The 22,566-nt window shown below is 44.7% G+C and carries 23 protein-coding genes; 10 read left to right on the top strand and 13 right to left on the bottom strand.

From position 1 onward, the window contains the following. Nucleotides 1–4: 4 nt before the first annotated feature. The 8 genes from ACR6Z4_RS12175 to ACR6Z4_RS12140 form a co-directional block, all read right to left on the bottom strand. Nucleotides 5–865 carry a helix-turn-helix domain-containing protein gene (locus ACR6Z4_RS12175; RefSeq protein ID WP_479717542.1) on the bottom strand — a complete coding sequence of 287 codons (861 nt, stop codon included), beginning with the start codon at nucleotides 863–865 and terminating at the stop codon, nucleotides 5–7. A 331-nt stretch (nucleotides 866–1,196) separates the two neighbouring features. Beyond that, nucleotides 1,197–2,699 carry a hypothetical protein gene (locus tag ACR6Z4_RS12170; RefSeq protein ID WP_479717541.1) on the bottom strand — a complete coding sequence of 501 codons (1,503 nt, stop codon included), beginning with the start codon at nucleotides 2,697–2,699 and terminating at the stop codon, nucleotides 1,197–1,199. 58 nt (nucleotides 2,700–2,757) lie between these two features. Next, nucleotides 2,758–5,781: an ATP-binding protein gene (locus ACR6Z4_RS12165; protein WP_479717540.1), complete on the bottom strand. Its 3,024-nt coding sequence runs from the start codon at nucleotides 5,779–5,781 to the stop codon at nucleotides 2,758–2,760. A gap of 81 nt (nucleotides 5,782–5,862) precedes the next feature. Next, nucleotides 5,863–6,234 (bottom strand): hypothetical protein, encoded by a 372-nt coding sequence (locus ACR6Z4_RS12160; protein ID WP_479717539.1) that lies wholly within the window; start codon nucleotides 6,232–6,234, stop codon nucleotides 5,863–5,865. Nucleotides 6,235–6,407: 173 nt separating this feature from the next. Beyond that, nucleotides 6,408–7,133: a hypothetical protein gene (locus ACR6Z4_RS12155; RefSeq protein WP_479717538.1), complete on the bottom strand. Its 726-nt coding sequence runs from the start codon at nucleotides 7,131–7,133 to the stop codon at nucleotides 6,408–6,410. Between the two features lie 13 nt (nucleotides 7,134–7,146). After that, complete coding sequence (locus ACR6Z4_RS12150; protein ID WP_479717537.1) at nucleotides 7,147–8,028, bottom strand: hypothetical protein; 882 nt, start codon at nucleotides 8,026–8,028, stop codon at nucleotides 7,147–7,149. A 271-nt stretch (nucleotides 8,029–8,299) separates the two neighbouring features. Continuing rightward, a complete protein-coding gene (locus tag ACR6Z4_RS12145) occupies nucleotides 8,300–8,611 on the bottom strand; it encodes a hypothetical protein (protein ID WP_479717536.1) in 312 nt (103 codons plus the stop codon). Then, on the bottom strand, nucleotides 8,598–8,891 hold the full coding sequence (locus ACR6Z4_RS12140; RefSeq protein WP_479717535.1) for a BrnT family toxin: 294 nt from the start codon (nucleotides 8,889–8,891) through the stop codon (nucleotides 8,598–8,600). The genes ACR6Z4_RS12145 and ACR6Z4_RS12140 overlap by 14 nt, the downstream gene beginning before the upstream one ends. A gap of 158 nt (nucleotides 8,892–9,049) precedes the next feature. Between ACR6Z4_RS12140 and ACR6Z4_RS12135 the strand changes: the two genes are divergently transcribed. Continuing rightward, complete coding sequence (locus tag ACR6Z4_RS12135; RefSeq protein WP_479717534.1) at nucleotides 9,050–9,346, top strand: hypothetical protein; 297 nt, start codon at nucleotides 9,050–9,052, stop codon at nucleotides 9,344–9,346. Further along, the gene (locus ACR6Z4_RS12130; RefSeq protein ID WP_479717533.1) at nucleotides 9,337–9,579 is read left to right on the top strand and encodes a DUF2283 domain-containing protein; all 243 of its coding nucleotides are present in this window, start codon (nucleotides 9,337–9,339) and stop codon (nucleotides 9,577–9,579) included. Before ACR6Z4_RS12135 ends, ACR6Z4_RS12130 begins: the two co-directional genes overlap by 10 nt. 150 nt (nucleotides 9,580–9,729) lie before the next feature. Here the strand turns inward: ACR6Z4_RS12130 and ACR6Z4_RS12125 are convergent, their stop codons facing one another. Continuing rightward, nucleotides 9,730–10,839, bottom strand: coding sequence for an S-(hydroxymethyl)glutathione dehydrogenase/class III alcohol dehydrogenase (locus tag ACR6Z4_RS12125; protein WP_479717532.1), 1,110 nt, complete (start codon nucleotides 10,837–10,839; stop codon nucleotides 9,730–9,732). A gap of 236 nt (nucleotides 10,840–11,075) precedes the next feature. Here ACR6Z4_RS12125 and ACR6Z4_RS12120 point away from each other — a divergent pair, with 236 nt between their 5' ends. Beyond that, nucleotides 11,076–11,675, top strand: a complete 600-nt coding sequence (locus tag ACR6Z4_RS12120) for a MiaE family protein (protein WP_479717531.1) — start codon at nucleotides 11,076–11,078, stop codon at nucleotides 11,673–11,675. Nucleotides 11,676–11,678: 3 nt separating this feature from the next. After that, the gene (gene glpK, locus ACR6Z4_RS12115; protein WP_479717530.1) at nucleotides 11,679–13,163 is read left to right on the top strand and encodes a glycerol kinase GlpK; all 1,485 of its coding nucleotides are present in this window, start codon (nucleotides 11,679–11,681) and stop codon (nucleotides 13,161–13,163) included. Nucleotides 13,164–13,317: 154 nt separating this feature from the next. On the opposite strand, the gene ACR6Z4_RS12110 is transcribed toward glpK, so the two are convergent. The 3 genes from ACR6Z4_RS12110 to ACR6Z4_RS12100 all read right to left on the bottom strand — a co-directional run bounded on the left by ACR6Z4_RS12110 (nucleotide 13,318) and on the right by ACR6Z4_RS12100 (nucleotide 15,268). Next, nucleotides 13,318–13,632, bottom strand: coding sequence for a DUF2442 domain-containing protein (locus tag ACR6Z4_RS12110; protein WP_479717529.1), 315 nt, complete (start codon nucleotides 13,630–13,632; stop codon nucleotides 13,318–13,320). Next, complete coding sequence (locus ACR6Z4_RS12105) at nucleotides 13,613–13,849, bottom strand: DUF4160 domain-containing protein (RefSeq protein WP_479717528.1); 237 nt, start codon at nucleotides 13,847–13,849, stop codon at nucleotides 13,613–13,615. Before ACR6Z4_RS12105 ends, ACR6Z4_RS12110 begins: the two co-directional genes overlap by 20 nt. A 195-nt stretch (nucleotides 13,850–14,044) precedes the next feature. Then, complete coding sequence (locus ACR6Z4_RS12100; protein WP_479717527.1) at nucleotides 14,045–15,268, bottom strand: CobW family GTP-binding protein; 1,224 nt, start codon at nucleotides 15,266–15,268, stop codon at nucleotides 14,045–14,047. Nucleotides 15,269–15,545: 277 nt separating this feature from the next. Here ACR6Z4_RS12100 and cysS point away from each other — a divergent pair, with 277 nt between their 5' ends. From cysS to ACR6Z4_RS12075, 5 genes are all read left to right on the top strand, one after another. Further along, entirely contained in the window at nucleotides 15,546–17,087 is a 1,542-nt protein-coding gene (gene cysS / locus ACR6Z4_RS12095) for a cysteine--tRNA ligase (RefSeq protein WP_479717526.1), read from the top strand. Nucleotides 17,088–17,246: 159 nt separating this feature from the next. Then, on the top strand, nucleotides 17,247–17,804 hold the full coding sequence (locus ACR6Z4_RS12090; RefSeq protein WP_479717525.1) for a superoxide dismutase family protein: 558 nt from the start codon (nucleotides 17,247–17,249) through the stop codon (nucleotides 17,802–17,804). 305 nt (nucleotides 17,805–18,109) lie between these two features. After that, nucleotides 18,110–19,165, top strand: a complete 1,056-nt coding sequence (locus tag ACR6Z4_RS12085) for a CHAT domain-containing protein (RefSeq protein WP_479717640.1) — start codon at nucleotides 18,110–18,112, stop codon at nucleotides 19,163–19,165. Then, nucleotides 19,137–20,087 (top strand): ParA family protein, encoded by a 951-nt coding sequence (locus ACR6Z4_RS12080; protein ID WP_479717524.1) that lies wholly within the window; start codon nucleotides 19,137–19,139, stop codon nucleotides 20,085–20,087. Before ACR6Z4_RS12085 ends, ACR6Z4_RS12080 begins: the two co-directional genes overlap by 29 nt. Continuing rightward, on the top strand, nucleotides 20,077–20,604 hold the full coding sequence (locus ACR6Z4_RS12075; protein ID WP_479717523.1) for a hypothetical protein: 528 nt from the start codon (nucleotides 20,077–20,079) through the stop codon (nucleotides 20,602–20,604). The genes ACR6Z4_RS12080 and ACR6Z4_RS12075 overlap by 11 nt, the downstream gene beginning before the upstream one ends. A 279-nt stretch (nucleotides 20,605–20,883) precedes the next feature. Here ACR6Z4_RS12075 and ACR6Z4_RS12070 read toward each other — a convergent pair whose 3' ends face one another. After that, nucleotides 20,884–21,864, bottom strand: a complete 981-nt coding sequence (locus ACR6Z4_RS12070; protein ID WP_479717522.1) for a sulfurtransferase — start codon at nucleotides 21,862–21,864, stop codon at nucleotides 20,884–20,886. A 261-nt stretch (nucleotides 21,865–22,125) separates the two neighbouring features. Here ACR6Z4_RS12070 and ACR6Z4_RS12065 point away from each other — a divergent pair, with 261 nt between their 5' ends. Further along, the gene (locus ACR6Z4_RS12065; protein ID WP_479717639.1) at nucleotides 22,126–22,467 is read left to right on the top strand and encodes a 7(1) septoil knot domain-containing protein; all 342 of its coding nucleotides are present in this window, start codon (nucleotides 22,126–22,128) and stop codon (nucleotides 22,465–22,467) included. Nucleotides 22,468–22,566 lie beyond the last annotated feature (99 nt).

Genomic DNA, 22,566 nt, shown 5'->3' with positions numbered 1-22,566 from the left:
CCACCTAGCCGTATTGGACGAAATTGCCCTGACGATATTGCCCCGGTGTCATACCAAACGTCCGCTTGAAACAGCGATTGAGATGACTTTGGTCATAGAACCCATGTTCCATAGCCAGATCTGCAAGTGGTTTGGCAGTATGAAGCGATCGCTTTACTTGCAATAATTGCCAGTGCCGTTGATAGCTGTGGGGCGGCAAGCCAACTTGTTGATGAAACGTACGAATCAAATAATAGGGGCTGAGTCCGGCAACTTGTGCCAGCACATTGATAGAAATGGCTTCAGTATAGTGTGCTTCCAAATAATCTCGAATCATTGCCACTGCTTTCGTCTCAGATCGCCATGAAGTATGAGATAACGAGTGATGCGATCGCAACCCGCGACTCGACTCCGTATAGTTCAAAAACAAATGGGCAAAAAACTGGAGCAAATAAGATTGTTGTTCCAGCAATGACGTCGGTCCACTCAACCCTCGAAACAAGCGATGGAAAGAACATTGCAACACTTGATCCGACACCACAGGCTGATGAAAGTAAGGCAAACTGTTACCATCCCACTCCAGTTGAGCCAGGATGCATTCCACCCTGGATACACTCACATAAAGATTACGAAACGTCCAACCCTCAGTAGATTTAGCTTGTCCCGTATGCACGGCACCCGGATTAATCAAATTGAAACGACCAGGATAAGCACAGTGGGTTTCTCCGCCATGCAAAAAGCACCCCAGACCCGCATCATTCATCCCGATCGTATATTCTTCATGAAAGTGCTTGCCAAAGTGATGACGAATCAATTGAGCGCTAAACAACTCAATGCCAGATAGACCAGGGTTCCATAATTTGGCAAATTCTGCATGGGTAGGCATAGGACATGAAAGCAATGATTGAACGCGAGATATACTTTCCACTAGCAAGTTAGCGATCGGGAAAATGCTGTAAAGATAGCGGGAGGCACATCATCATTGTCACATTGCACGAGGTGTAGAGTGGCGGGAAGACGGTGACTCATATGGGATAAAGTTTGTGCGATCAGCTATTAGAGCCAAACAAATAGAGTGAATCTTTGATTCATTTTGAGAGGTTAGGGAGTAAGGAATTCCCGCACTATATTTACACAGAATTTGAATAACGAAGTATATTGCTTTACGCCTTCTTCTAGCCGAGTTTTAACGGAGCTTAAAATTGGGTAAATCAGTTTTATCTAACTCCTGAACTAGAGTTTGTATCACTCGACATATTTGAATGACTAGAGCTACCAGAATCTGGAGACGAAAAGCTTTCTCCTTTACTCTCAGACGACATATCAGAACGATTTGTATCAACAGATTGCAAGCTCGAATTTGATTCACTCCGAAAATCAGATGCATTGACACTATCAGGATCACTGCTGTTAGGGGAAGTGAAATCACTGGCACTGCAACTCTCGGTCATTCCATCGGTATCCGCATTGACAGCATCTGGACTTTCAGAGTTCAGATGCTCTGCATAGCTTTGCATTTCAGCATTATTCCAAGAAGCTAATACTGAATCAACGCTTGTTTCATGATGACCTCCAACAGTCGGATGAGCATGTTCCGCATATGTGCCCCCTGAGATTTCTCCTTCAACCCCTTTTGGAGAAGCTGCCTCCGTTGTGACGGCACACCCTTCCGCATTGGTCAGGTTGGCATCAGGAGGAATGGAGGACTCCGTGACTTCACCTTCCGATTGAATGGCTGACTCAGGCGCATCAGCATGAACGGCATTACCCTCTGCATCAGTCATGTTGGCATCAGAAGGAGTATAGGACTCAGTAACTTCACCTTCAGTTTGAACATCTGACTCAGGTGCATCAGCATGAACGGCGTTGCCTTCCGCATCGGTCATATTGGCATCAGAAGGAGTATAGGACTCAGTGACTTCACCTTCAGTTTGAACATCTGACTCAGGTGCATCAGCATGAACGGCATTGCCCTCTGCATCGGTCATGTTGGCATCAGAAGGAGTATAGGACTCAGTGACTTCACCTTCAGTTTGAACATCTGACTCAGGTGCATCAGCATGAACGGCGTTGCCCTCCGCATCGGTCATATTGGCATCAGAAGGAGTATAGGACTCAGTGACTTCACCTTCAGCTTGAACATCTGACTCGGGCGCATCAACATGAACGGCGTTGCCCTCTGCATCGGTCATGTTGGCATCAGAAGGAGTATAGGACTCAGTGACTTCACCTTCAGTTTGAACATCTGACTCAGGTGCATCAGCATGAACGGCGTTGCCCTCCGCATCGGTCATATTGGCATCAGCCGAGGTGTAGGACTCAGTAACTTCACCTGCGGACTGAGAACCCATATCGCCTCCAGTTTGAAAGTCAGACGCATTGACAGAATCAAGACTTTCACCATCAGGTAAGGCAAAATCGCTAGGATAGCAACTGTCAGCTATTCCATCGTTGTTTGCATCATGACCATCACAGCGATCGGAGTAATCAGCGCTTAGTTGCTGTACTGCATCTATAGAGGCATTACTTTCACCTATAGGGTTAGGAAAAACAAAGTTTGCAACTACGCCTCCAACTGCGCCTCCAACTAATTGTGCAATTGCTTTACTTGCACCAAGTTGTTCTGCAATCTCAACAACTACAGCCTTAACCGGCATAGAGACAGAAATTCTTTCTGCTACTCTCACTATCTCATCTGTAACTTTGTTTGGTTCACCCATAATTTACCTCCAATTAAATTTAAACAGTTTCAGTTTCATTCAAAGAGTTTTAGTTCATCTACACTAAAACAGGAAAATTAGGAAACACACCACTAGCTTGAACTGCAAAGCATAATGAAGCTTTTCGCTTCTCTTCAGCAGAGGCAAGATTAGATAAAACTCGGCTCCTCGCAATATTCGATAGCTTGGCAGCGATTTGTCCCACATCTTTTTCTGAAGAGCGCATTAAGGAGTCTTTACATTCTCGATAAAACCGTTCATCTCGAACTAAAAATTCAACATGATAACGATATCTGCATCCTTGACCGGAGCAAACTTTATCACATCCCTTAAAGGGATAAGTTGCACACTGAAACACCCGATTAAATTCAGCTTGAAGGGTTGCTGTATGGTCTAACGTTTGACCAGAATCTGACTTAGCTTTTAGCGAAAGGGGTAATACATCGTTGAACATGATTTCGGCAAAAAGTTGTTTAAGCCGTTCAATGTCAGTGTAGGTTGAACCAAATTGGCTGCCTCTGATTTCAAACAACCACTCAATACCGTAAACCAGGGTAGTCTCTAATAGTCCTGAAATATTGGGTTTTGAGGCATATCTACGGATAACCTGAACTAAACCAGGAAACTCGTCGTGCAGTGCTTGTGGGGCTACTATTCCAGAGATGACGTATCGTGCAAAAACCTCTTGAAACTCCCGATGACTGATAATTCGATGAGCCTGGTTATAGTTCTTTTGTAGAAGGTCAGCGGCGACGGAAGCCCAAGGGAAGAGACGAAACAGTGCTGTGTTTTGAGCTTTAAACACAGCCATTGCCTCATAAACCTTGGAATCGCTATTTCGACCAGTCACTGTGCCTTCAACTTTTTGATAAGGAAGTTTTATTCGGATTGGGCTATCATCACTTTCCCCAAATATAGCGGCTTCTCCAATGGAGCATGATCCCAACCAGCGCATTTGGTCTAACTCTAGGTTCATTGCACCGCCGATCAATTGGCGATCTTCTTCGGCGATCGTCCGGTGAACGATTTTAAGGTTGGTATTCTTCAGAATATCGGGGGTTAGCTTAGATGGAATCTGCTCTGCCACAACAATTCCCTCGCCGTATGCCCGAATCTCAGCGAGGATGTTAGAGAAGGATTCCACCGCCTTACCTGCCATGTTCGCTGTCTCCAAGTCAGTGACCTGGGGAGTTTTCTTTAACAGCCGATGGGCTTCCTCGACGACAGTAACGTGCTTCAGGTTCCCGTTTTCCGTATGCCCGCTGGAGCGATAATGCTCGTAAACTGACATCAGGATCAGACCGATCAAAAAAGCTTTCTCATCGTCATCCCCAACCGAATCAAGCTCAAGAACCGTGGGAGTCTGGAGCAGAATATCAATTGGCAACGAAGTGTGGGTGTCCAACATCATCCCCTTACCGCCAATCCGCAGGCTATTGATCCGGGTTTTGAGGGCTGCTTTAATATCCATTGTAATCTTTGCCTCGTAACCAAGCTTGTCAACCACTTCATCAACCTTGCTGTATAAGTCAGTAAGTGTTGGGTAAGCATTGCTACTATCTCCACGCCAATTATCGTTTGTTATCAGATCCCAACCCTTATCCTCGTAAATCTCATGGATGCACTGCTCCAGGACGTGGGGCATAGGAGCATACATGACAAAACTGGCATTAAAAACGGATTTTAGGTGATCGATATGAGTCTGCACTGCCACCCCAGGCAAAATCTGGAATGGATTGAGTCGGAATGGGGAAACGGTTTCCTTCCCCAATGTAAAAATGCGTAACTTGCCCTTCAGTTCATCGCTTTCGAGAAGGGCACGGTATTCAGTCTTGGCGGGTTCGATCACCAGGAATGGGATGTCACGGACTGCAAGTTGTCTCAAGAGGTGAAAAACAGTGTTTGTTTTGCCACTACCCGTAGTACCGACAACCATCGTGTGCCGCGTTAACGCATTTGGGCTGACGGTATAACTCACGCCAGTAGGCTGACCTCGATTGACAATCTCCCCAAGTTCGATTTCATGCTCTGCCTTTTCATTATGGGGAGTAACATCAAATTTAGCTTGAGGGCACACAAAGAACCCCTTAACCTCCTGAGTAGGCAAGTGGATCATTGCGGCTAACTCTGGGGAACTCAGAAGGCTTAAATAATAGGATAGATATTGAAACCTTGAATCTTTGATGGGTGGTTCTGGTGGTGACGACGGTAAAGCCATTGATGCGACTTGCTGACTGAGACCACCTAAATTCAGAGTCCTGATTGGATCAGGCAGAGATGCTGCACCACCGAAAACAGCAGTAGAAATTGCTTTAGCCCGGTCAAGAGTTTGTGGGGTGTCTGCCAGTAGATAACTGATGGTGTGCCACATGCCCTGAGATTTACCCGACTGAATCTTTACCCCGAAACGGTTTAGCAACTGCTTGTATTTCTCTGCAATTGGATTGCCAAACTTGTTGCTGCTGGACTCCTCAAAGTCAGAAACCTTCTTCAACTCACTAAGAGTGTTAACAGATAGTTGTTGAAGGCTTGATAACTCCAGTGGTTCGGCGGCAGTGACATAAGCCCAGTTCGTTCCATATAATCCTCGGATTAGGCGATCGATCTGCTGGTCTCCAACCTGATTAACTTTTGATTTATTGCTAGGGGTTCCCGTAATTAATGCACCATAGGGTAGCTTATTGAATAAACTTGCCCAGGAGTTAAGATCAATGGCTTGAAGTTCAATTCCTGGGTAGGTGCTATGTAGCAGTGAAGGCAAAACTGCTCCATCAGATTTTGAAGGATTAGATGTGCCAACAAACAAATGAACTTCTGCCTGTAAACCCACAACTGCAAACACAAGGGAATGCTTTACACCATGAATACCAGCCAGTAAATCGCTCATGTAAAACGCCCTGTTATCTTGAGAGCGTTCCAGATTATCAGCAGATGCAAATCGAGGTACGCTGATAATTTGGGACAGGTAAAAGGAAGCACCATTTCCAGGCTGTAGCCATTTAATACTGCTTGAGTTAAGGGATGAGATTTTCTCAAGAAAAACTCGCTCAATGTAGTTAATATGCTCTGTAGAAAAGCTCATTTTAGTTTTCTCAATCAGTATGTTAACCCAAGACATTAAGTTGAGATCGCTCTACCTAAAGAAATATCAACTTGTTAAATACTACTTTGGGTAAAGTACATCCAGTTTTTTTAAATAGTCGTCCCAACATTCAGATCGTGCATCGTCGCTAGAAGCATTTTTCTCACACAGCAGTCGCTCACGGTAAAGCTGATTATGTCTTTCAGCTCTTTGGTTTTGTGGCAAAACAAAAAGAATATAAAGAATAAAAAGAATAAAAAGAGACAACGAGAATAATCCAAAAATGACAAGAACACAACTAAGTTCACCAGTGTAGAAACCAAGATGGGTTTCGGTGTCACCTTTAGTCACTGATACTTTTTTTGGCTTTAATGTACCGTTCTTATCAATAAATCCAGTGACTTTCACATGATCTCCATCAACAAGAACTCCCGCTATTTCAGGGGCCGTCAAATAAACTGGAATATAATCAACAGAATTGCCTCATTGTCTATTTTTTCGATTCTAAAAGATAAGATGTCTTTTCCTTGAGGAATTCTATCCCATCTCACATTTCTGGCGACACCTTCTATCCATTTCAAACTTTTTTGCTTGCCCATAAACACTCCAATTCAGCTCAAATTTTTCTATGCAAATATTGAAATCAAAATAAAAGGAATAGGAATAACTACAATAAAAATGCTTAAACAACCTGAATTATTTTCAAGATGTTCAAGGGGGTAATCTGCTTCGTTTTTATGTGTAATTTTTATGTGGCCACCAGTATTTATAATGAGAATGCTGCTTGGAATTACAGTTTTTGTTTCATCCACTCTGCCTGTGACTTTCACCTCGTCGCCATCAGAAATAACCCCCTCAATTTCACGAGCTTTTAGATATATAGGCACATAGCTAATGTTTCCATTGTTATCTATCTGTTCGATTCTAAAAGTTAGAATCTCATAGCGATCGTAGCGATCAATTCTTATTTCAGAAGTTTCACTCTTTTCAGTAATAGAAAAATTGGAAGTACGGCTAGAACCTGAAGAGCGGACTCCATAATTCTTCTCTTTCCACTCAAGATTTCTAACAATTCCTTGAAAAGCAGATTCCTTTCCTCTGTAAGAGGTACTTCTGCTTGTCATGAAAGCTTCTTCAGAATCTAGACTTAGACGAGGAGTAACTCTATTATGCTCTAATCGATCGCCATGAGATCTGATAGTATCTCCCAATCGTTCAATAGAAGACTCAATACGAGATGTAAGTTTATTTTGGAAGTTTTCGTTATTATTTGAGTAGCCACAATTTTGGCAAGTTCCTCCTCTAAAGAGTTGCTCACAAACAGGACACTGATTTCCAAATCTACCCTCCATTGTGCTAGTTCCTCTATTGAGATTCAAGATATTTTCTGCATATCAGGTAAATAACCGAAAGTACGACCAGAAGAAGAATGGCACCTCCTACAGCCGTTGCAGCCAGGACTTCCGAAAGTAGAACAATTGCAATCCATCCTCCTAGTAAAATTATTGGAGAAGTTATTATTAAAAGTATAACTAAGTCAAATGGTTCAACAGCCCCACGATCAATTATATGAATTTCAGATGGAATACCAATTCCGCCAATATATCCATTGGTTCTGAAATTATATATTTCTAGGGGAATCAAATTATTGTGTGAATCAAACCACCCAGCAACTTTTACTTCGTCCCCATCAACCAAAACACCTGAAAGATTGCTTGACGGAAGCTCCGGAGCTTTCGCAAAAACTGGAATATATCGAGTGATATTACCTTGTTGATCCGTTTGCTCAGTCGTAAAAGATAGAGTTACATATCCAGATGATGAATCTGTACTTGAAGGATTACCCATTGCCCAATTTACATTTCTGGCAACACCTGTCTCGATTATCAAGGGTTTTCTGTTGTTACTTCTACTTGTTATTAATACTTCTTTTCTAGTATTTGAAATATCTTCTATAATTCCTGGAACCGAGCATTGCTGGGTAACATTAAATAATTTTCTGACTCTTAATACATCACTGCTATCCAATGCACCTAAAATTTTTACTTCATCACCATTAGATAGAATATCTGAGATGGCATTACTTTTTGACTTTAGAATCACTAATAACTGATTAGTGCCAGTACTTTGCTTATCCGGTTGTATCAGCCAAAAATAGAAGATATAACAACCCCAATGAGCAATGCTGGCACCTTTCGGTGTCACATTTTTTACAATCCCTTCAAAGGTCGTTTCTTGAATGCCCATCGGCTTGCTCTCGTGACTCAGCAACCAGCAATTGTCTTTCAGAATATGTGAAGTTTTTCTTGTCTGCTGTATTAAACAACATTTCTTCAGAAACTCCAATCCATACTAGTTAGTGATGACTTTTCAATTGCCAGTGCCGTTACTCTTTAGTACTCCTGTCCAAGAATCCACTCTACGATGCGCTACTCTTTCAGATCGGCTATGCAAACGTCCCCTATTCGCCACAATCCGAAAATGACAGGCAGCACCGAGGCGATCAAAAATATAAGAATTACTGGGCTTCGAGGCGAATCTCCTGCAAGATTTGGGCGACCTCATCTTCCGAATGATGATGCCGTGCCAAAACCTTTGCGGTTGAATCCAGTACCTGAGTTGCAAACAGTTGGCTTAAATCCTGACGTAGACATTTGCCGATATAGAACTTGAGTAACGCATCCAATGGCATATCTCGTTGCTTTGCCATCTTCTTGAGCGATTCCAGTGTATCTTTTGGAATCTGAATTGAAACCATTTCAGACTCTCGTGGATGAACTTTTAACTCCAAATTTTCTGCCAACTCAAAAGATTCATCAAGATTGCTCATATAACCTCCGCTCAGTACGAGTGGCAACACGGGCTGAGATCATTCTAATCCTTTTGCCTCGTTCAATGTGAACCACAAGTAGCAGTCGTTCAGTCAATGAATATCCTAATGCAAATTCTCGCTCTTCGTGATTTGCTGAGGCATCACCAACCACATGAAAGGGATCAAGAAAAACCTCTGTAGCTTCTTCAAAAGTCACGCCATGTTTCTCAAAATTAATCTGGGCTTTGATTCTATCCCATTCAAATTCAAATCCCTCTAGTCGATACGTGATGTCCATAACTCGATTCTACGCCGATCCTCGGGCTTTGCCTTACCTGTAGCGGGTCGCTTTCTAATCTAACAATCACAGGCAGCAGCAAGGCGATCGCTGCTTTAAACTGGAGAGGTATGTGCGATCGCTGACAATACCAAGGCGATCGCACCAGGAGACGCGATATGATGGCTGTTTCCCGTAATGGTATTTCTATTCGACTACCTGATGAACGTTGGCAGCATATTGTTGAACGACACAATATTTTGGCGGACAAGCAGCAATTTGTTCTTGAAACCATCTCCAACCCCGATCGCATCATTGCTGGCAATGAAGGTGCTCTAATGGCTATTCGGGAATTAGAACTTGATCGGTGGCTAGTTATCGTTTATCGAGAAGACAATGAAGATGGTTTTGTGATCACTGCATTTCCAACTCGCAGAATCAACGCTCTTAGTAGGAGGCAACAACTATGGCCGTAGCTAATTTTCAAGAAGCACAGGATTATCTTAAGTTCTTGCCTATTTTACAAGATTTACCGAAGCGTCCATTTCTGCTTCTTTATGACCCGGACGCTGATGTACTTTATGTTGATTTCTACAGTCCACCGAAATCTGCTAGTGACAGCGAACTAACCGACAACGATATTGTCATTCGTTATGATGATGACAATGAAATTGTAGGACTGACTATCCTCAATATTAGTAAGCGATAACGTTCCTAAACGGATACAAATCTAACCTTCATCCTTAAAATCAAATAGCGATCGCTACTTCAAGCTTATTTATGCCATGATTGTTTGTGGCGCGGGCGACGCCCGCGCCACAAACAATCACGACGGTTTTAGGACGATCCAAGCCATATCTTAAAACGTTACGACACTACGGATTGATTCACCCTTGTGCATCAAATCAAAGGCGTCATTGATTTGTTCAAACGGTAAAACATGGGTAATCAAATCATTGATATTGATTTTACCATCCATATACCAATCCACAATTTTGGGAACTTGGGTACGTCCTTTGGCTCCCCCAAAGGCTGAGCCTTTCCAGACACGTCCGGTTACGAGTTGAAATGGACGGGTACTGATTTCTTCTCCGGCTCCGGCAACGCCAATAATGACGCTGACACCCCACCCTTTATGGCAACATTCCAGCGCTTGCCGCATGACATTGACATTGCCAATGCATTCAAAGCTATAGTCTGCACCGCCTTTGGTCAGGTCTACCAGGTGCCCGACTAAATCACCCTCTACGTCTTTGGGGTTGACAAAGTGGGTCATGCCCAATTTCTCGGCGAGCGATCGCCTGGAGGGATTAATATCGACGCCAACAATCATATCGGCTCCGACCATGCGACAGCCTTGAATCACATTGAGCCCAATGCCTCCCAAGCCAAACACCACCACATTGGCACCTGCCTCCACTTTGGCAGTATTGATCACGGCACCAATGCCCGTAGTCACCCCACAGCCGATATAACAAACCTTATCGAATGGGGCATCTTCACGAATTTTAGCAACGGCAATTTCTGGGAGAACAGTGTAATTGGCAAAGGTGGAGGTGCCCATATAGTGATGCAGCAGTTTGCCATCTAGGGAGAAGCGGCTGGTACCATCGGGCATCAAGCCTTTGCCCTGCGTCGTGCGGATTGCCTGACAGAGATTGGTTTTACCGCTGAGGCAATAGTCACAATTGCGGCATTCAGGTGTGTATAGCGGAATCACATGATCGCCCGGTTTGAGGCTTTTCACCCCTGCTCCAACTTCGACAACCACACCGGCTCCTTCGTGCCCCAAGATGGCTGGGAATAGCCCTTCCGGGTCTCTGCCCGACAGGGTGTAGGCATCGGTATGACAGATGCCCGTTGCTTTGATTTCGATTAAGACTTCGCCTTCTTTGGGGCCTTCGAGCTGAACCGTTGCAATACTCAAGGGTTGACCCGGTTCTAAAGCGATCGCCGCTTTCACGTCCATAACATCGACTCCTATCCTCAGATCTGCGGTAGGTAAGATTATCAGTCGGATTCAAACGCTGTAATAAGAAATCTTCCTTAAAAGCAGCCACTCGACCTGCTACGCTGTCTTAGGATCGTGGACTCGATAAAATCGCCGTTTATTTTGGCAAGCGCGGCGACGCCGCGCTTGCCAAAATAAACGTCCGGGATTTATTTAATTTATGATCTTTAAAGAACCCTTCATTGTGCATAACTGTGACTGCGACTCCTCCATCCACCATCAAATTTTTGCAATCACCAACGCAAGACGCATGGGTAGAGCAGGCGATCGCCCATCTCGATATGATCTTGCTCGATCATTCCCATTGCGAACGTAAAGCAGCTAGTGCGGCGTTGAATCTGATGTTTCGCTATCCGTCTAATGCCAAAATGGTACGCGCGTTAACGGCGATCGCCCAGGAAGAATTAGAGCATTTTGAGCTGGTTAATCAATGGCTTGATCGGCGTGGCATTCCCTTAGCGCCGTTGAATGCACCGCCCTATGCGGCTGGATTGAAAGCCCAGATCCGAACGAAAGAACCCCAGCGATTGTTAGATTCATTACTCGTGTCCTGCTTGATTGAAGCCCGCAGTCATGAGCGCTTAGGCTTACTCGGAAGCTATATTACGGACGTAGAATTGGCGAAATTTTATCGCAGCCTCATGGCATCAGAAGCGCGTCACTATGGCATTTATTGGACGTTAGCCACAACGTATTGCGATCGCGATAGTGTGACACAGCGATTAGAAGAATTAGCCGTTGTTGAAAGCCAGCTTTTGGCAACGTTGTATCCAGAACCCCGGATTCATAGCTAGACCATGAGCCAATATATACTTGCATTCGATCAAGGTACTACCAGTTCGCGGGCGATCGTATTTGATCGCCAGGGCAACATTTTGTCGCTGGCGCAGAAAGAATTTCAGCAAATCTTCCCACAATCGGGTTGGGTTGAGCATGATGCCGATGAAATCTGGTCGTCGCAGATTGGGGTTGCCAATGAAGCCCTAGCCCGAATTGGCATTGCTGCCCGTGATATTGCAGCGATCGGCATCACCAATCAGCGAGAAACAACGATTGTGTGGAATCGCATGACAGGTCGCCCGATTCATCATGCGATCGTCTGGCAAGATCGTCGCACCGCAGGTGTTGCTGATGAATTGAAAGCAGCCGGTCATGAAGTACTGTTTCAACGTAAAACTGGATTGGTGATTGATGCCTACTTCAGCGGCACTAAAATCAAATGGTTGTTGGATCATGTTCCCCAGGCAAGAGCGCAAGCAGAGCGAGGTGAACTCGCCTTTGGTACGGTCGATAGTTGGCTGATCTGGAAGTTAACGCAAGGGGCACTTCATATTACGGATGCCAGCAATGCCAGCCGCACCCTGCTTTACAATATCCACACGGGCGACTGGGATGATGAGTTGCTGGCACTGCTAGACATTCCTCGCTGTCTGTTGCCGCAAGTCCGCAAATCGTCTGAAGTTTATGGACAGACCGCAGCTGGGGTATTGGGAGCACAAGTGGCGATCGCAGGAATTGCCGGAGACCAGCAAGCTGCCACCTTTGGGCAAGCCTCACTGCAAACCGGAATGGCAAAGAATACATATGGCACAGGCTGTTTCCTGTTGCTGAATACGGGGCAAACACCAATCACCTCCCACCACAAACTGCTGACAACCGTTGCCTGGCAGCTTCAGGATCGGACAGACTATGCGTTAGAAGGAAGTGTATTTGTCGCCGGTGCTGTGGTGCAATGGTTGCGCGATGGACTGGGTATCATTCAACGCAGCGAAGAGGTAGAAGCCCTGGCAAATCGTGTGCCCGATAATGGGGGAGTCTACTTTGTGCCTGCCTTTGTCGGCTTGGGTGCGCCCTACTGGGATAGCTACGCTCGCGGCACCATTGTCGGACTATCCCGCGGTTCCACAGCTGCCCATATTGCCCGTGCGGCGCTGGAAAGTATTGCCTATCAAACCGCCGATGTAATTGATGCCATGCATCAAGATTCTCATCTCTCGCTTTCAGAATTGCGGGTTGATGGTGGTGCGTCGCGCAATGACTTACTGATGCAGTTTCAAGCCGATATTTTGGGTGTTCCGGTGGTGCGTCCCAAAGTCACAGAAACAACGGCACTCGGAGCTGCCTATCTGGCAGGTCTGGCAGTCGGCTATTGGGACAGTGAAGCAGAAATCGTTCAACTCTGGCAAATGGATCGACGGTTTGAACCGACTCTGAGTTCTGATCAGCGATCGCACTTGCGGGATGCCTGGAAACAGGCAGTCGCTCAAGCGCAGCATCGATAACACCAACAATGACACCATTTCAAATGCATATTTAAATCAAGTAGCAATCAGCCAAATCAAAATCACCAATTAATTAACGTGTAATTCTTATTGAGAGTGCGATGGCAGAGCCATCGCACTCTCAATAAGAATTGGATTTTTCAATCCAGGGTTCTCAGGCTACGCCATGAGAAGAAGAACCTCGTGTTGCCAACCAACGCTCAAAAGAATGATTGCTTTCACCACTATGTCTACCTGCTAGCAACCCTTCAATGCCGATATGTTCATCTAAATCAACCCACTCGATGGCATACCCGTCTCCTAAAAGTTGCCAATTTTGCAGTTCTTCTGTTGAAGCATGCAATAAGCGTGGATACCAGGCTAAAGGAACGATTAAACTTCGTCCATCGACTAAATCTATCAGTAGCTTCTGATCAATGACTGTAATTTGAGCGGCAAGGGGTTCTATCTCAAGCGTCAAAGTAGTCATGCCAAGCCTCCAACAGTGTTTGTTTGTGTTCCTCCACAAGCTGTAATAGCTTGTTTATTTCGTGCTCTTTGAACCCTCTATTCTTTGCCAAAGAAACAGGATTCAACCAAAACTTAGCTATTTGTCGATCGCGCCTAACATGAATGTGTACAGGTTCACCTCTATCAGAACTGAAAAAGATGAAGCTGTAAGACTCAACTTGAAGAACCGTAGGCATAGGTGAAGATGCAGCTGATCTGACCCTAGTCTAACCTGCAACTATCTAGAAATTTAGCACCTGCCATAGCAGTCCTACAGCGCTTTGCGCTTGAGTAAGCCATAGTTATTGTTGTGAGAGCCGCGCTCCGTGCAGCTCTCACAACAATAACCGGTTTTAAGCAATTAAAAATCGCTGTAAATGAGTTGTAAGCTTCTATTTACCAAATCCTTTACCACGGGTTCCGGTCGATTTGGTGACACAGGTTTGTAGTTGCTGAAGCAATGTGTCATGGTCAAGGTTTTGCCCAATCAAAACAATCTGATTTTTGGGTGTGGTTTTCCAATCATCATCGTCGAGGGTAAACCGTTTACCGCTGAGGTGGAAAATGTGGCGACGGGGGGTGCCATCATCATTACGGCTTTCATCAAACCAGAGAATTCCTTTTGCTCGGAAAACACTGGCAGGTAATTGATTGTCGAGGAAGTGTTGAAATTTCTTGATGGCAAAGGGGCGATCGCTCTGAAAGGAAACCGATGTGAACCCATCTACTTCTAAATGATTGGAATGGTGATGGTGGTCATGGTCGTGCCCTTCGTGGGTGCAATGCCCGTGGTCATGATCGCACGCAGAATGATCATCGTGATCATGGTCGTGGTGAGCATGGTCATGATGCGCGTCAACATCGTGACCAGGATGCTCGTGGTCGTGATGCTCATGATCGTGATGCTCATGATCGTGATCATCGTGATGATGAACTTTATTCTCTGGTTCAAAGTACTGGTCAGAATCAAACAACCCCACACTGAGAATCAAAGGTAAAGGAGCTTTGGAATGGGACGTCCGCAGAATTCGTGCCCCTTCCTTAACATCACGAATCTTGACTTCCAATAAATCGAGATCGGCTTCATCCACCAGATCTGCCTTATTTAGCAAAATGATGTCGCCATAGGCAATTTGATTATGGGCTGCCTGACTGTTGAACAAGTCCAAGCTATAGTTTTCGGCGTCCACGACAGTCACAATGGAGTCGAGCCGAGTCATATCTCTTAGCTCGGTTCCCAAAAAGGTCAGGGCGACGGGTAATGGATCCGCCAGTCCGGTCGTTTCGACCACCAGATAATCAATCTTGTCCTGACGCTCCAGCACCCGGTAGACCGCTTCTACCAGATCATTATTAATCGTGCAGCAGATGCAGCCGTTACTGAGCTCCACCATATTATTTTCGCTGTCATCCATCGAGACGATTAACTCGTTGTCAATCCCGATTTCGCCAAACTCGTTGACCAAAACAGCGGTTTTCAGTCCCTCCTGGTTGGTCAAAATATGATTTAGCAATGTGGTCTTCCCACTGCCCAAGAAGCCTGTAATGATGGTAACGGGCAGACCTCGCTTGGGGTCGTCCATGGATTGCGGTTGGGGAGTAACTGCTGACTGCATAGTGAGATATAGAAAACGTCAGAATATAGAATTCATAAGGGGGAGGTTGCCGTATCTCAGATTTTGGGTCTGGAATCGTTGCCCATCCCTTTGTGATCACCCTCTATTATTACGTATTTAATCTGGCTTGTTGTTGAGAGTTTTTTGCTCTCTACCGTCCAATCCTCGGCACAGCTGCATCCTAATCTGAATGTGCATATGAACCCGACGGGTTCACACTTAACAATTTCATACCTAAAACCAGCAACGTCTCATCCTTTCACCCCTAATTTCTAAAATGACCCTCACTGTTTACAACACCCTCACCCGCCGCAAGGAACCCTTTGAACCGTTGGAACCGGGCAAGGTGAAGATGTATTGCTGCGGGGTCACGGTCTATGACTATTGCCATTTAGGTCATGCGCGTTCTTATATCGTTTGGGATGTAGTGCGGCGATATCTGCGCTGGCTGGGCTATGACGTGCGCTATGTGCAGAATTTCACCGATATTGACGACAAAATTCTGAATCGGGCACGGAAAGAAGGGTCTACCATGCAGGCGATCGCAGAACGCTTTACCCAAACCTATTTTGAAGATATGGCACGGCTCAATATTCTAGAAGCCGATGACTATCCCCGTGCCACCCACACATTGGATGGGATCAAGCGGTTGATCCATGAGCTTGAGCAAAAGGGCTATGCGTACCCTGCCGATGGCGACGTCTATTACACCGTGCGCAATTTTGCTGACTATGGCAAATTGTCGGGGCGCAAGTTAGACGATTTGCAAGCCGGTGCCAGCGGTCGGGTGGACGGCGATCCCGACGCCCCCAAGAAAAAAGATCCGTTTGACTTTGCTCTCTGGAAAGCTGCCAAACCCGAAGAACCTTCCTGGGAATCGCCCTGGGGTGCCGGTCGTCCGGGTTGGCATATCGAATGCTCGGCAATGGTGCAGGAATCGTTTAAGGCTCCAGATGGGCGCTTGGCAGAGACCATCGATATTCATGTTGGGGGGGGCGATCTGGTCTTTCCCCATCATGAGAATGAGATCGCTCAGTCTGAAGCCGCCACGGGGAAACCGTTGGCTCGCTACTGGATGCACAACGGCATGGTGAATGTGGGCGGCGAGAAAATGTCGAAGTCGTTGGGCAACTTCACCACGATTCGGCAGTTGCTGGACGATGGCGGCTTGTTGCCGATGGTGTTGCGGTTGTTTGTCTTGCAAGCCCACTATCGCAAACCGATGGACTTTACCGATGAGGCGATCGCCTCTGCCAGCAATGCCTGGGAGACGTTGAAAGAGGGACTGCTATTTGGTTATAAGCATGGCAAACCACTGGGTTATACCGATGTGGACGACAGTTCCTTTGGCAAGCCCGACTCTATGCGCATTCCGGATGATAGTGATGCTGTGCAACGGTTTCAGGTGGCAATGGATGACGACTTCAACACCCCTGGAGGCTTAGCCGTTTTATTTGAACTGGCAAAAGATCTGCAAAAAGAAGGCAACCGTCTGGTGCATGAGGGTAAAACGATATCTGATGCCCAGACGCTCCGATCAAAATGGCAAACTTTGGTTTGCTTAGCACAAATACTGGGCTTAGAAATATCTAAACCCATAACTTCAACATTACGATATGAGCTTGATCCTGTAGAAGGTCATGGAGAAATGCAGGTGTCTCCAAGTGACGCTGAAATCGAAGTATTGATTCAACAACGCTTGGATGCCCGCGCCGCCAAAAATTTTGCAGAAGGCGATCGCATTCGAGATCAACTGAAAGCCCAGGGCATCGTGTTGATCGATAAACCGGGCGGCATCACCGAATGGCACCGGGGTTAAGCGCTGTTCATGATCGGGATGATATTGCCGAGAAAACCGCAGGTTTTCTCGGCAATATCATCCCAATAAAGCTGAAGATCTGTTCATTTTTTTGTTCAATTCCATGCCAGTCACCTAAGATTCTTTCAAGGTTGTTCTACTCCTACCGCGAGGGATGTCATGGAAATGATTGTCAGATTCATCCGCAAACTCTTCCTTACCGTTGCTTTGACCGCTCTGATCGTCGCATTGGTTAATCTACAAGGAATGGCGATCGCCCAAGCTGACACCAGTCAAGCCACCTTGAGCGATCTATCAGGCGCGTCTAGTTTGAGTGGTCAGGCAACGCTGACCGAAACCGAAAATGGACTCAGAATCAATGTATCGGTCACAGGTGCGCCTCCGGGCTACCACGGCATCCATGTTCACGAGATGGGTAGTTGTGATGACAACGGCAACGCAGCAGGCGGACACTACAATCCCGCTGGAGTGAAACACGGTTCTTTGATCAACGAAGGCTTTGAACAAGCCCATGCCGGAGATCTGGGCAACATTGTCATCTATAACAATGGCTCAGGGTCTTATCGCGCTACCATCCGAGGATTGAGCGTCAACGAAGGTCAATATAATCTCGAAGACCATGCTCTGATCATCCATGCCGATCGCGATGACTTCAGCCAACCCACGGGCAATGCAGGCGCTCGCATTGGCTGCGGTGTCCTGTCAACCGGACGATAAACCGATGATCAGAGACGATCAGCTTTTAGGCTGATCGTCCCCATCAACTGATATTTTGAAATTTCATCTCAACACTAGAATTACATCTACCCTATCAATACATAAAATAAGTTTCTTCTGTAACTTAAAGAGGCATACTTTATTCCAAAGCTATTTAGTAAAAGACAATTACATTCTCCGAAAATTAATTACATTGATATAAAGAGAACAAAACGATACGCATCCTGTGATTTGTATCACTTAATTTCATGTTGTCATCACAGATAGTGATGTTTTACAACTAGAGGTAGAGCACAACATTGCAAATGCAAGAATACCAAAAAGTTTTGATCCTAGCTGCAAATCCAAAAGATACTCTACGCTTACGTTTAGATCAGGAAGTTCGTGAAATTAGTGATGGATTACGACGAGCCAAAAAGCGGGATCTATTTGAGTTAGAACAGCGTTGGGCTGTGAGAACTAGAGATCTACGTCAAGCTCTTTTAGAAGTTGAGCCACAATTTATCCATTTTTGTGGACATGGTTCAGATGCTGGTGGATTATTCTTTGAAAACGATGCAGGACAATCACGACTTGTAGAGCCTGAAGCTTTAGCTGGACTATTCAAATTATGTTCTTCTCATGTAAAATGTGTGATTCTAAATGCTTGTTACTCTGAGACTCAAGCCGAAGCAATTAATCAATATATTGACTATGTAATTGGAATGAAACAAGCAATTGGAGACAAGGCTGCAATCGAATTTTCAGTAGGTTTTTATGATGCTTTAGGAGCCGGACGTAATATTGAGGATGCTTACGCATTTGGTTGTAATGCCATTGCTTTGGAGGGAATTTCTGAATACCTAACTCCTAATCTCAAAACAAGGTCTAGTTGTAAAACAACATTATCTTTCAACTGGGATAATGAAGCTTATGTATCACTTCATCTAGTTCAGAAGATTTTGGAAAAATTAGATCTTCCAAGTAAAAGCTTATATTCTCACTGGTATCCACAATTCAAAATAAAAGCACCAAACTTTAACAGCAAAGTTGCTTCGAAGGAAATTATAAAACCAGTAGATTTTTTAATTGAAGATCTTGGTAGAAATATAAGTTTTTTAATTGAGGTGAAGTCAGCCAACAATCAAATCAACGATATAGCACGATTTCAATTAAAGACATATCTTCAGTACTCAGGCATAAAATTTGGCTTGCTTATCGATCCTTACTTAATTGAAATCTATGAATGGAAACATGAAAGATTTACCTTGAAAAATAAATTCATCATAGAAGATCCAAACAAGATCGAGCCAATATCAATTTTTCTTAGAAGTTTCTTGGACTTTATTACTGATGAGAACAATTGCAATTCACACATCTAAAGGAGGAGTAGGTAAAACTACTCTAACTGTAAATATTTCTTATGAGTTAGCTAAGAGAGGTTATAAAATTCTAGTTATCGATCTGGATGATCAAGCTAATAGTAGTTTGTATCTGGGAGTAAACAAAGCCGATGAATTTGATAGAGCTAAAAGCTTGGATGAGGTCAATCAAATTTTGCATTCTTTTAATCAGCGGAAAGAAATTATAGATTTTTTACAAGATGATTTTGATTCGCCAGACTTTAATTACAAACAATATATAAAAGAAGATTCTCCATTCAATGAATTTATTCGCCGTTCTGGTTCTACTGGAAAGATTGATGTTTTACCAGGTAGCTATAGAACGAAAAAAGATGAGCAACTGACGCAAGCAGCAGGTGGTGGTGGTATTCGTGAAAGTCGGCTCAATAGAGTTTTACAAAAACCTGAAATTGTTAATACATATGACTATGTAATTATCGATACACCTCCGAATCGAACAATGGTTGGAACTAATGGTTTATATGCTGCTCGTTATCTGATTATTCCTTCTCAGATGGAATACTTTTCAGTATTTGGTGTTACTTCAGTTGTTACAAGTATTAAGAAAACAGTCCATGTCGATACAGATGGTAGGCGAGGAAAAATCTTAGGTGTTGTACCTACGATGACTGACTCAAGCAAAGTAAGTAAATTGTCTAAACAGTTATTGCAGCAAATGCTGCCACCTGAAATCGAAATTTTGCCAGAAATCAAACGAACTACGTACTTTGCTACGGCTGTTAAGGATCGTCTTCCAATTTCAGCGTTTGCAGAAAAAAAGCCTAAAGAAGGTGGTCCAGCAGCGATGCAATTGTCAACTTTAACTGATAAATTAATTTCAATAATAGACCAAGAAGAAAATGTAAATGTAAATGTGAAAGGTTCGACAAATGACAAGTAAAATTGAAAGCGGACACGGTCTTCTCTTCTTAAGCCAAATCAAGGTTCCACAGGAAAAATCTAATACTCCAAAGAACACAATTAAAAGACTTGTTGACAACTTCAATGATTGGGGGTTTAATTTCGCTTTACCAGTTGTTTGCCTTACAGATGAAGAAGAGAAATACTATTTACTGACTGGTTTACCTCTATATGAAGCGGCTAAGGAAGCTGGTCTTAAAAAGCTTTGGGTGTTTCTTGTTGCAAGTAAACAGTCAGAGGCAAAAAAGATTATTGAAGAAGTTCAATTGCAGTCAAGTCTTAATGAACGCTTGATTGAATCTAAAGATTTAGAGGAATTCCGAAAATTTTTGAATGATGAGAAATCTTCCCTTACGTCGATACCTGGAATCAAAGATGGATACAGCAAACTAATAAGAAATAAGCGTCCCTTTGAATCGATCGAGGAAATGCAGAAAAGCCTGGGTGTTAAACGGTGCTCAAATTGGCTAAAAGCTTATAAAGGATGTCAAAAATGATTCGTCGATTTTCTGAGAAAAATATTACTAACCTACAGTTTGTCAAAAATTAACATTTTTATTCCTGCAAAAACCATAAGCTGAAGTTTTTGTCTAGAAGAATCTTGTGTTCTTACCTAAATCTAGTATTTAGTCACTTATTTAGTGACGGGTAAGATAAGGCTAAAGCTTATGATTGACAATTTATTGGCACAGAATCAACTCGTCATTCTTTTTTTTGTAGACCACTAGTACTACTTCGCAAATCAAATACAGATCAAATCCAAAGCAATCGCACTCTCAGTTTTTACCCTTTCGCAACAGATACGTCTGGGCTGGAGCCGCTGACCATTCCCACATCGACCCTGCATAATTTCTCGCATGCAATCCGACATCACTCAGCACAGCCGTTAACCAGGCAGAGCGAATGCCACCTGTGCAATAGGCGATGATCTCGGCATCGGGGTTTATACCTGCGGCTTCGAGTTTGGCGAGGATTTGATCCCGAGGCAAAATGTTGCCGTTGGCATCTAATAAATCTCGGTAGTAAAAATGAATCGCACCGGGAATATGACCGCCACGAGTTTCACCATACGGCGTCGCGCCCTCAAACTCGCGGGTTTCACGGGCATCAATGATCACCACATTGGGACGGGTGAGGAGCGATCGCAGCTCATCCCGTTCGATCGCCCAGGTATCCATGCGGTTGACCACAAAATCACCGGGAACCGTTGCCATATCAACGTCCTGTTGGGGTGCAGGAACACCCACTGCTGCTAACGCCGCATATCCTCCATCGACCAACACAGCCTGCCGATGCCCCAGCGATCGCAACATCCAGACAATCCGCCCATCTTCACCCCACCCCCCCGCTGTATCACCCACAACCACCACGGGTCGATGGGTCGAGATTCCTACAGCTTGCAGTTTTTGGGTCAGGAGAGCATCGTCACTGAGCAACTGTCCCCGATGGGGCGACTGGGATTGAGAAAACTGTTGCCAGGTGACTCGTACTGCTCCAGCCAGGGTGGAATTGCCCCGACCTCTAGCATCCAGTAGGGTTGCACCTTGTCGCACTAGTTGGGTTGCCTCATCGGCACTCACAACCCAACGCTGGTTCAGGGTTTGGGGATCAATTGGTGCCAGTGTGACGGCTGTCGAGTCGGAGATTGCAGAGGTAGACGAAGGGCTGTGAATCAGAGGTGAGCAGGCGATCGCAACGATACCAATCAACCCACCCACACCACAGACCAGCCAAAGTTTGCATGGATAGAATGACATAAGCACCTTCGGAGTTCAACTCTCACAAGCTATTTGAGATTGCGATAGCACTGATTGTCAGCAGCAATTGTTAGCGGAATTGGAAACACAAACGCTGTAGAAAGAATTAGAGTTGCGGATACTATACCCGAAGTTTGTTTTTGAAAGTACGGCATTGACGTATTTTCAAAAGCAAACTTGGGGGTTTCTCGATGCCTGGATGTGCCTGAACAATCCGTAGCGCTACCTGAAAAAATGCGATCGCAGCAAAGGAATCTGGTTATGGTATGGGTTCGTCGTTGGGTCTGGTTTATTCTTAGCTTCGCCCTGATTATTCTAAGCGCCACGGCAACCTGGGCAGATGCAGCCATTGATCCAGAAACCTGTGCATACAACGGCATTCCGCTGTATGGGGATGTGCAGATCGTGGATAGCTTTCCTGATTTAAAGGTACAGATTGTTTCGTCCTTTCCAGATCTCAAGGTAAAGGTCGTTTCGTCCTTTCCAGATAGTTGTGGACTGTGGCACTATACTGACTCCTTTCCCGATTTCAAAATTCAATTTGTTGAATCGTTTCCCGATATAAAAATACAATTCGTCGAATCGTTTCCCGGCATTCCTTAACTCTTACAGCGCTGTACAGGTTGAGCCAGTACGGTGTTTTGGGGCGCGGAGCGCCCCAAAACACCGTTTCCGTACTTAACCTACTTGCACACCGCTATA

It is taken from the genome of Calyptranema fuscum S582, from assembly GCF_055793305.1.
This window is presented reverse-complemented; position numbering and strand designations above follow the sequence as displayed.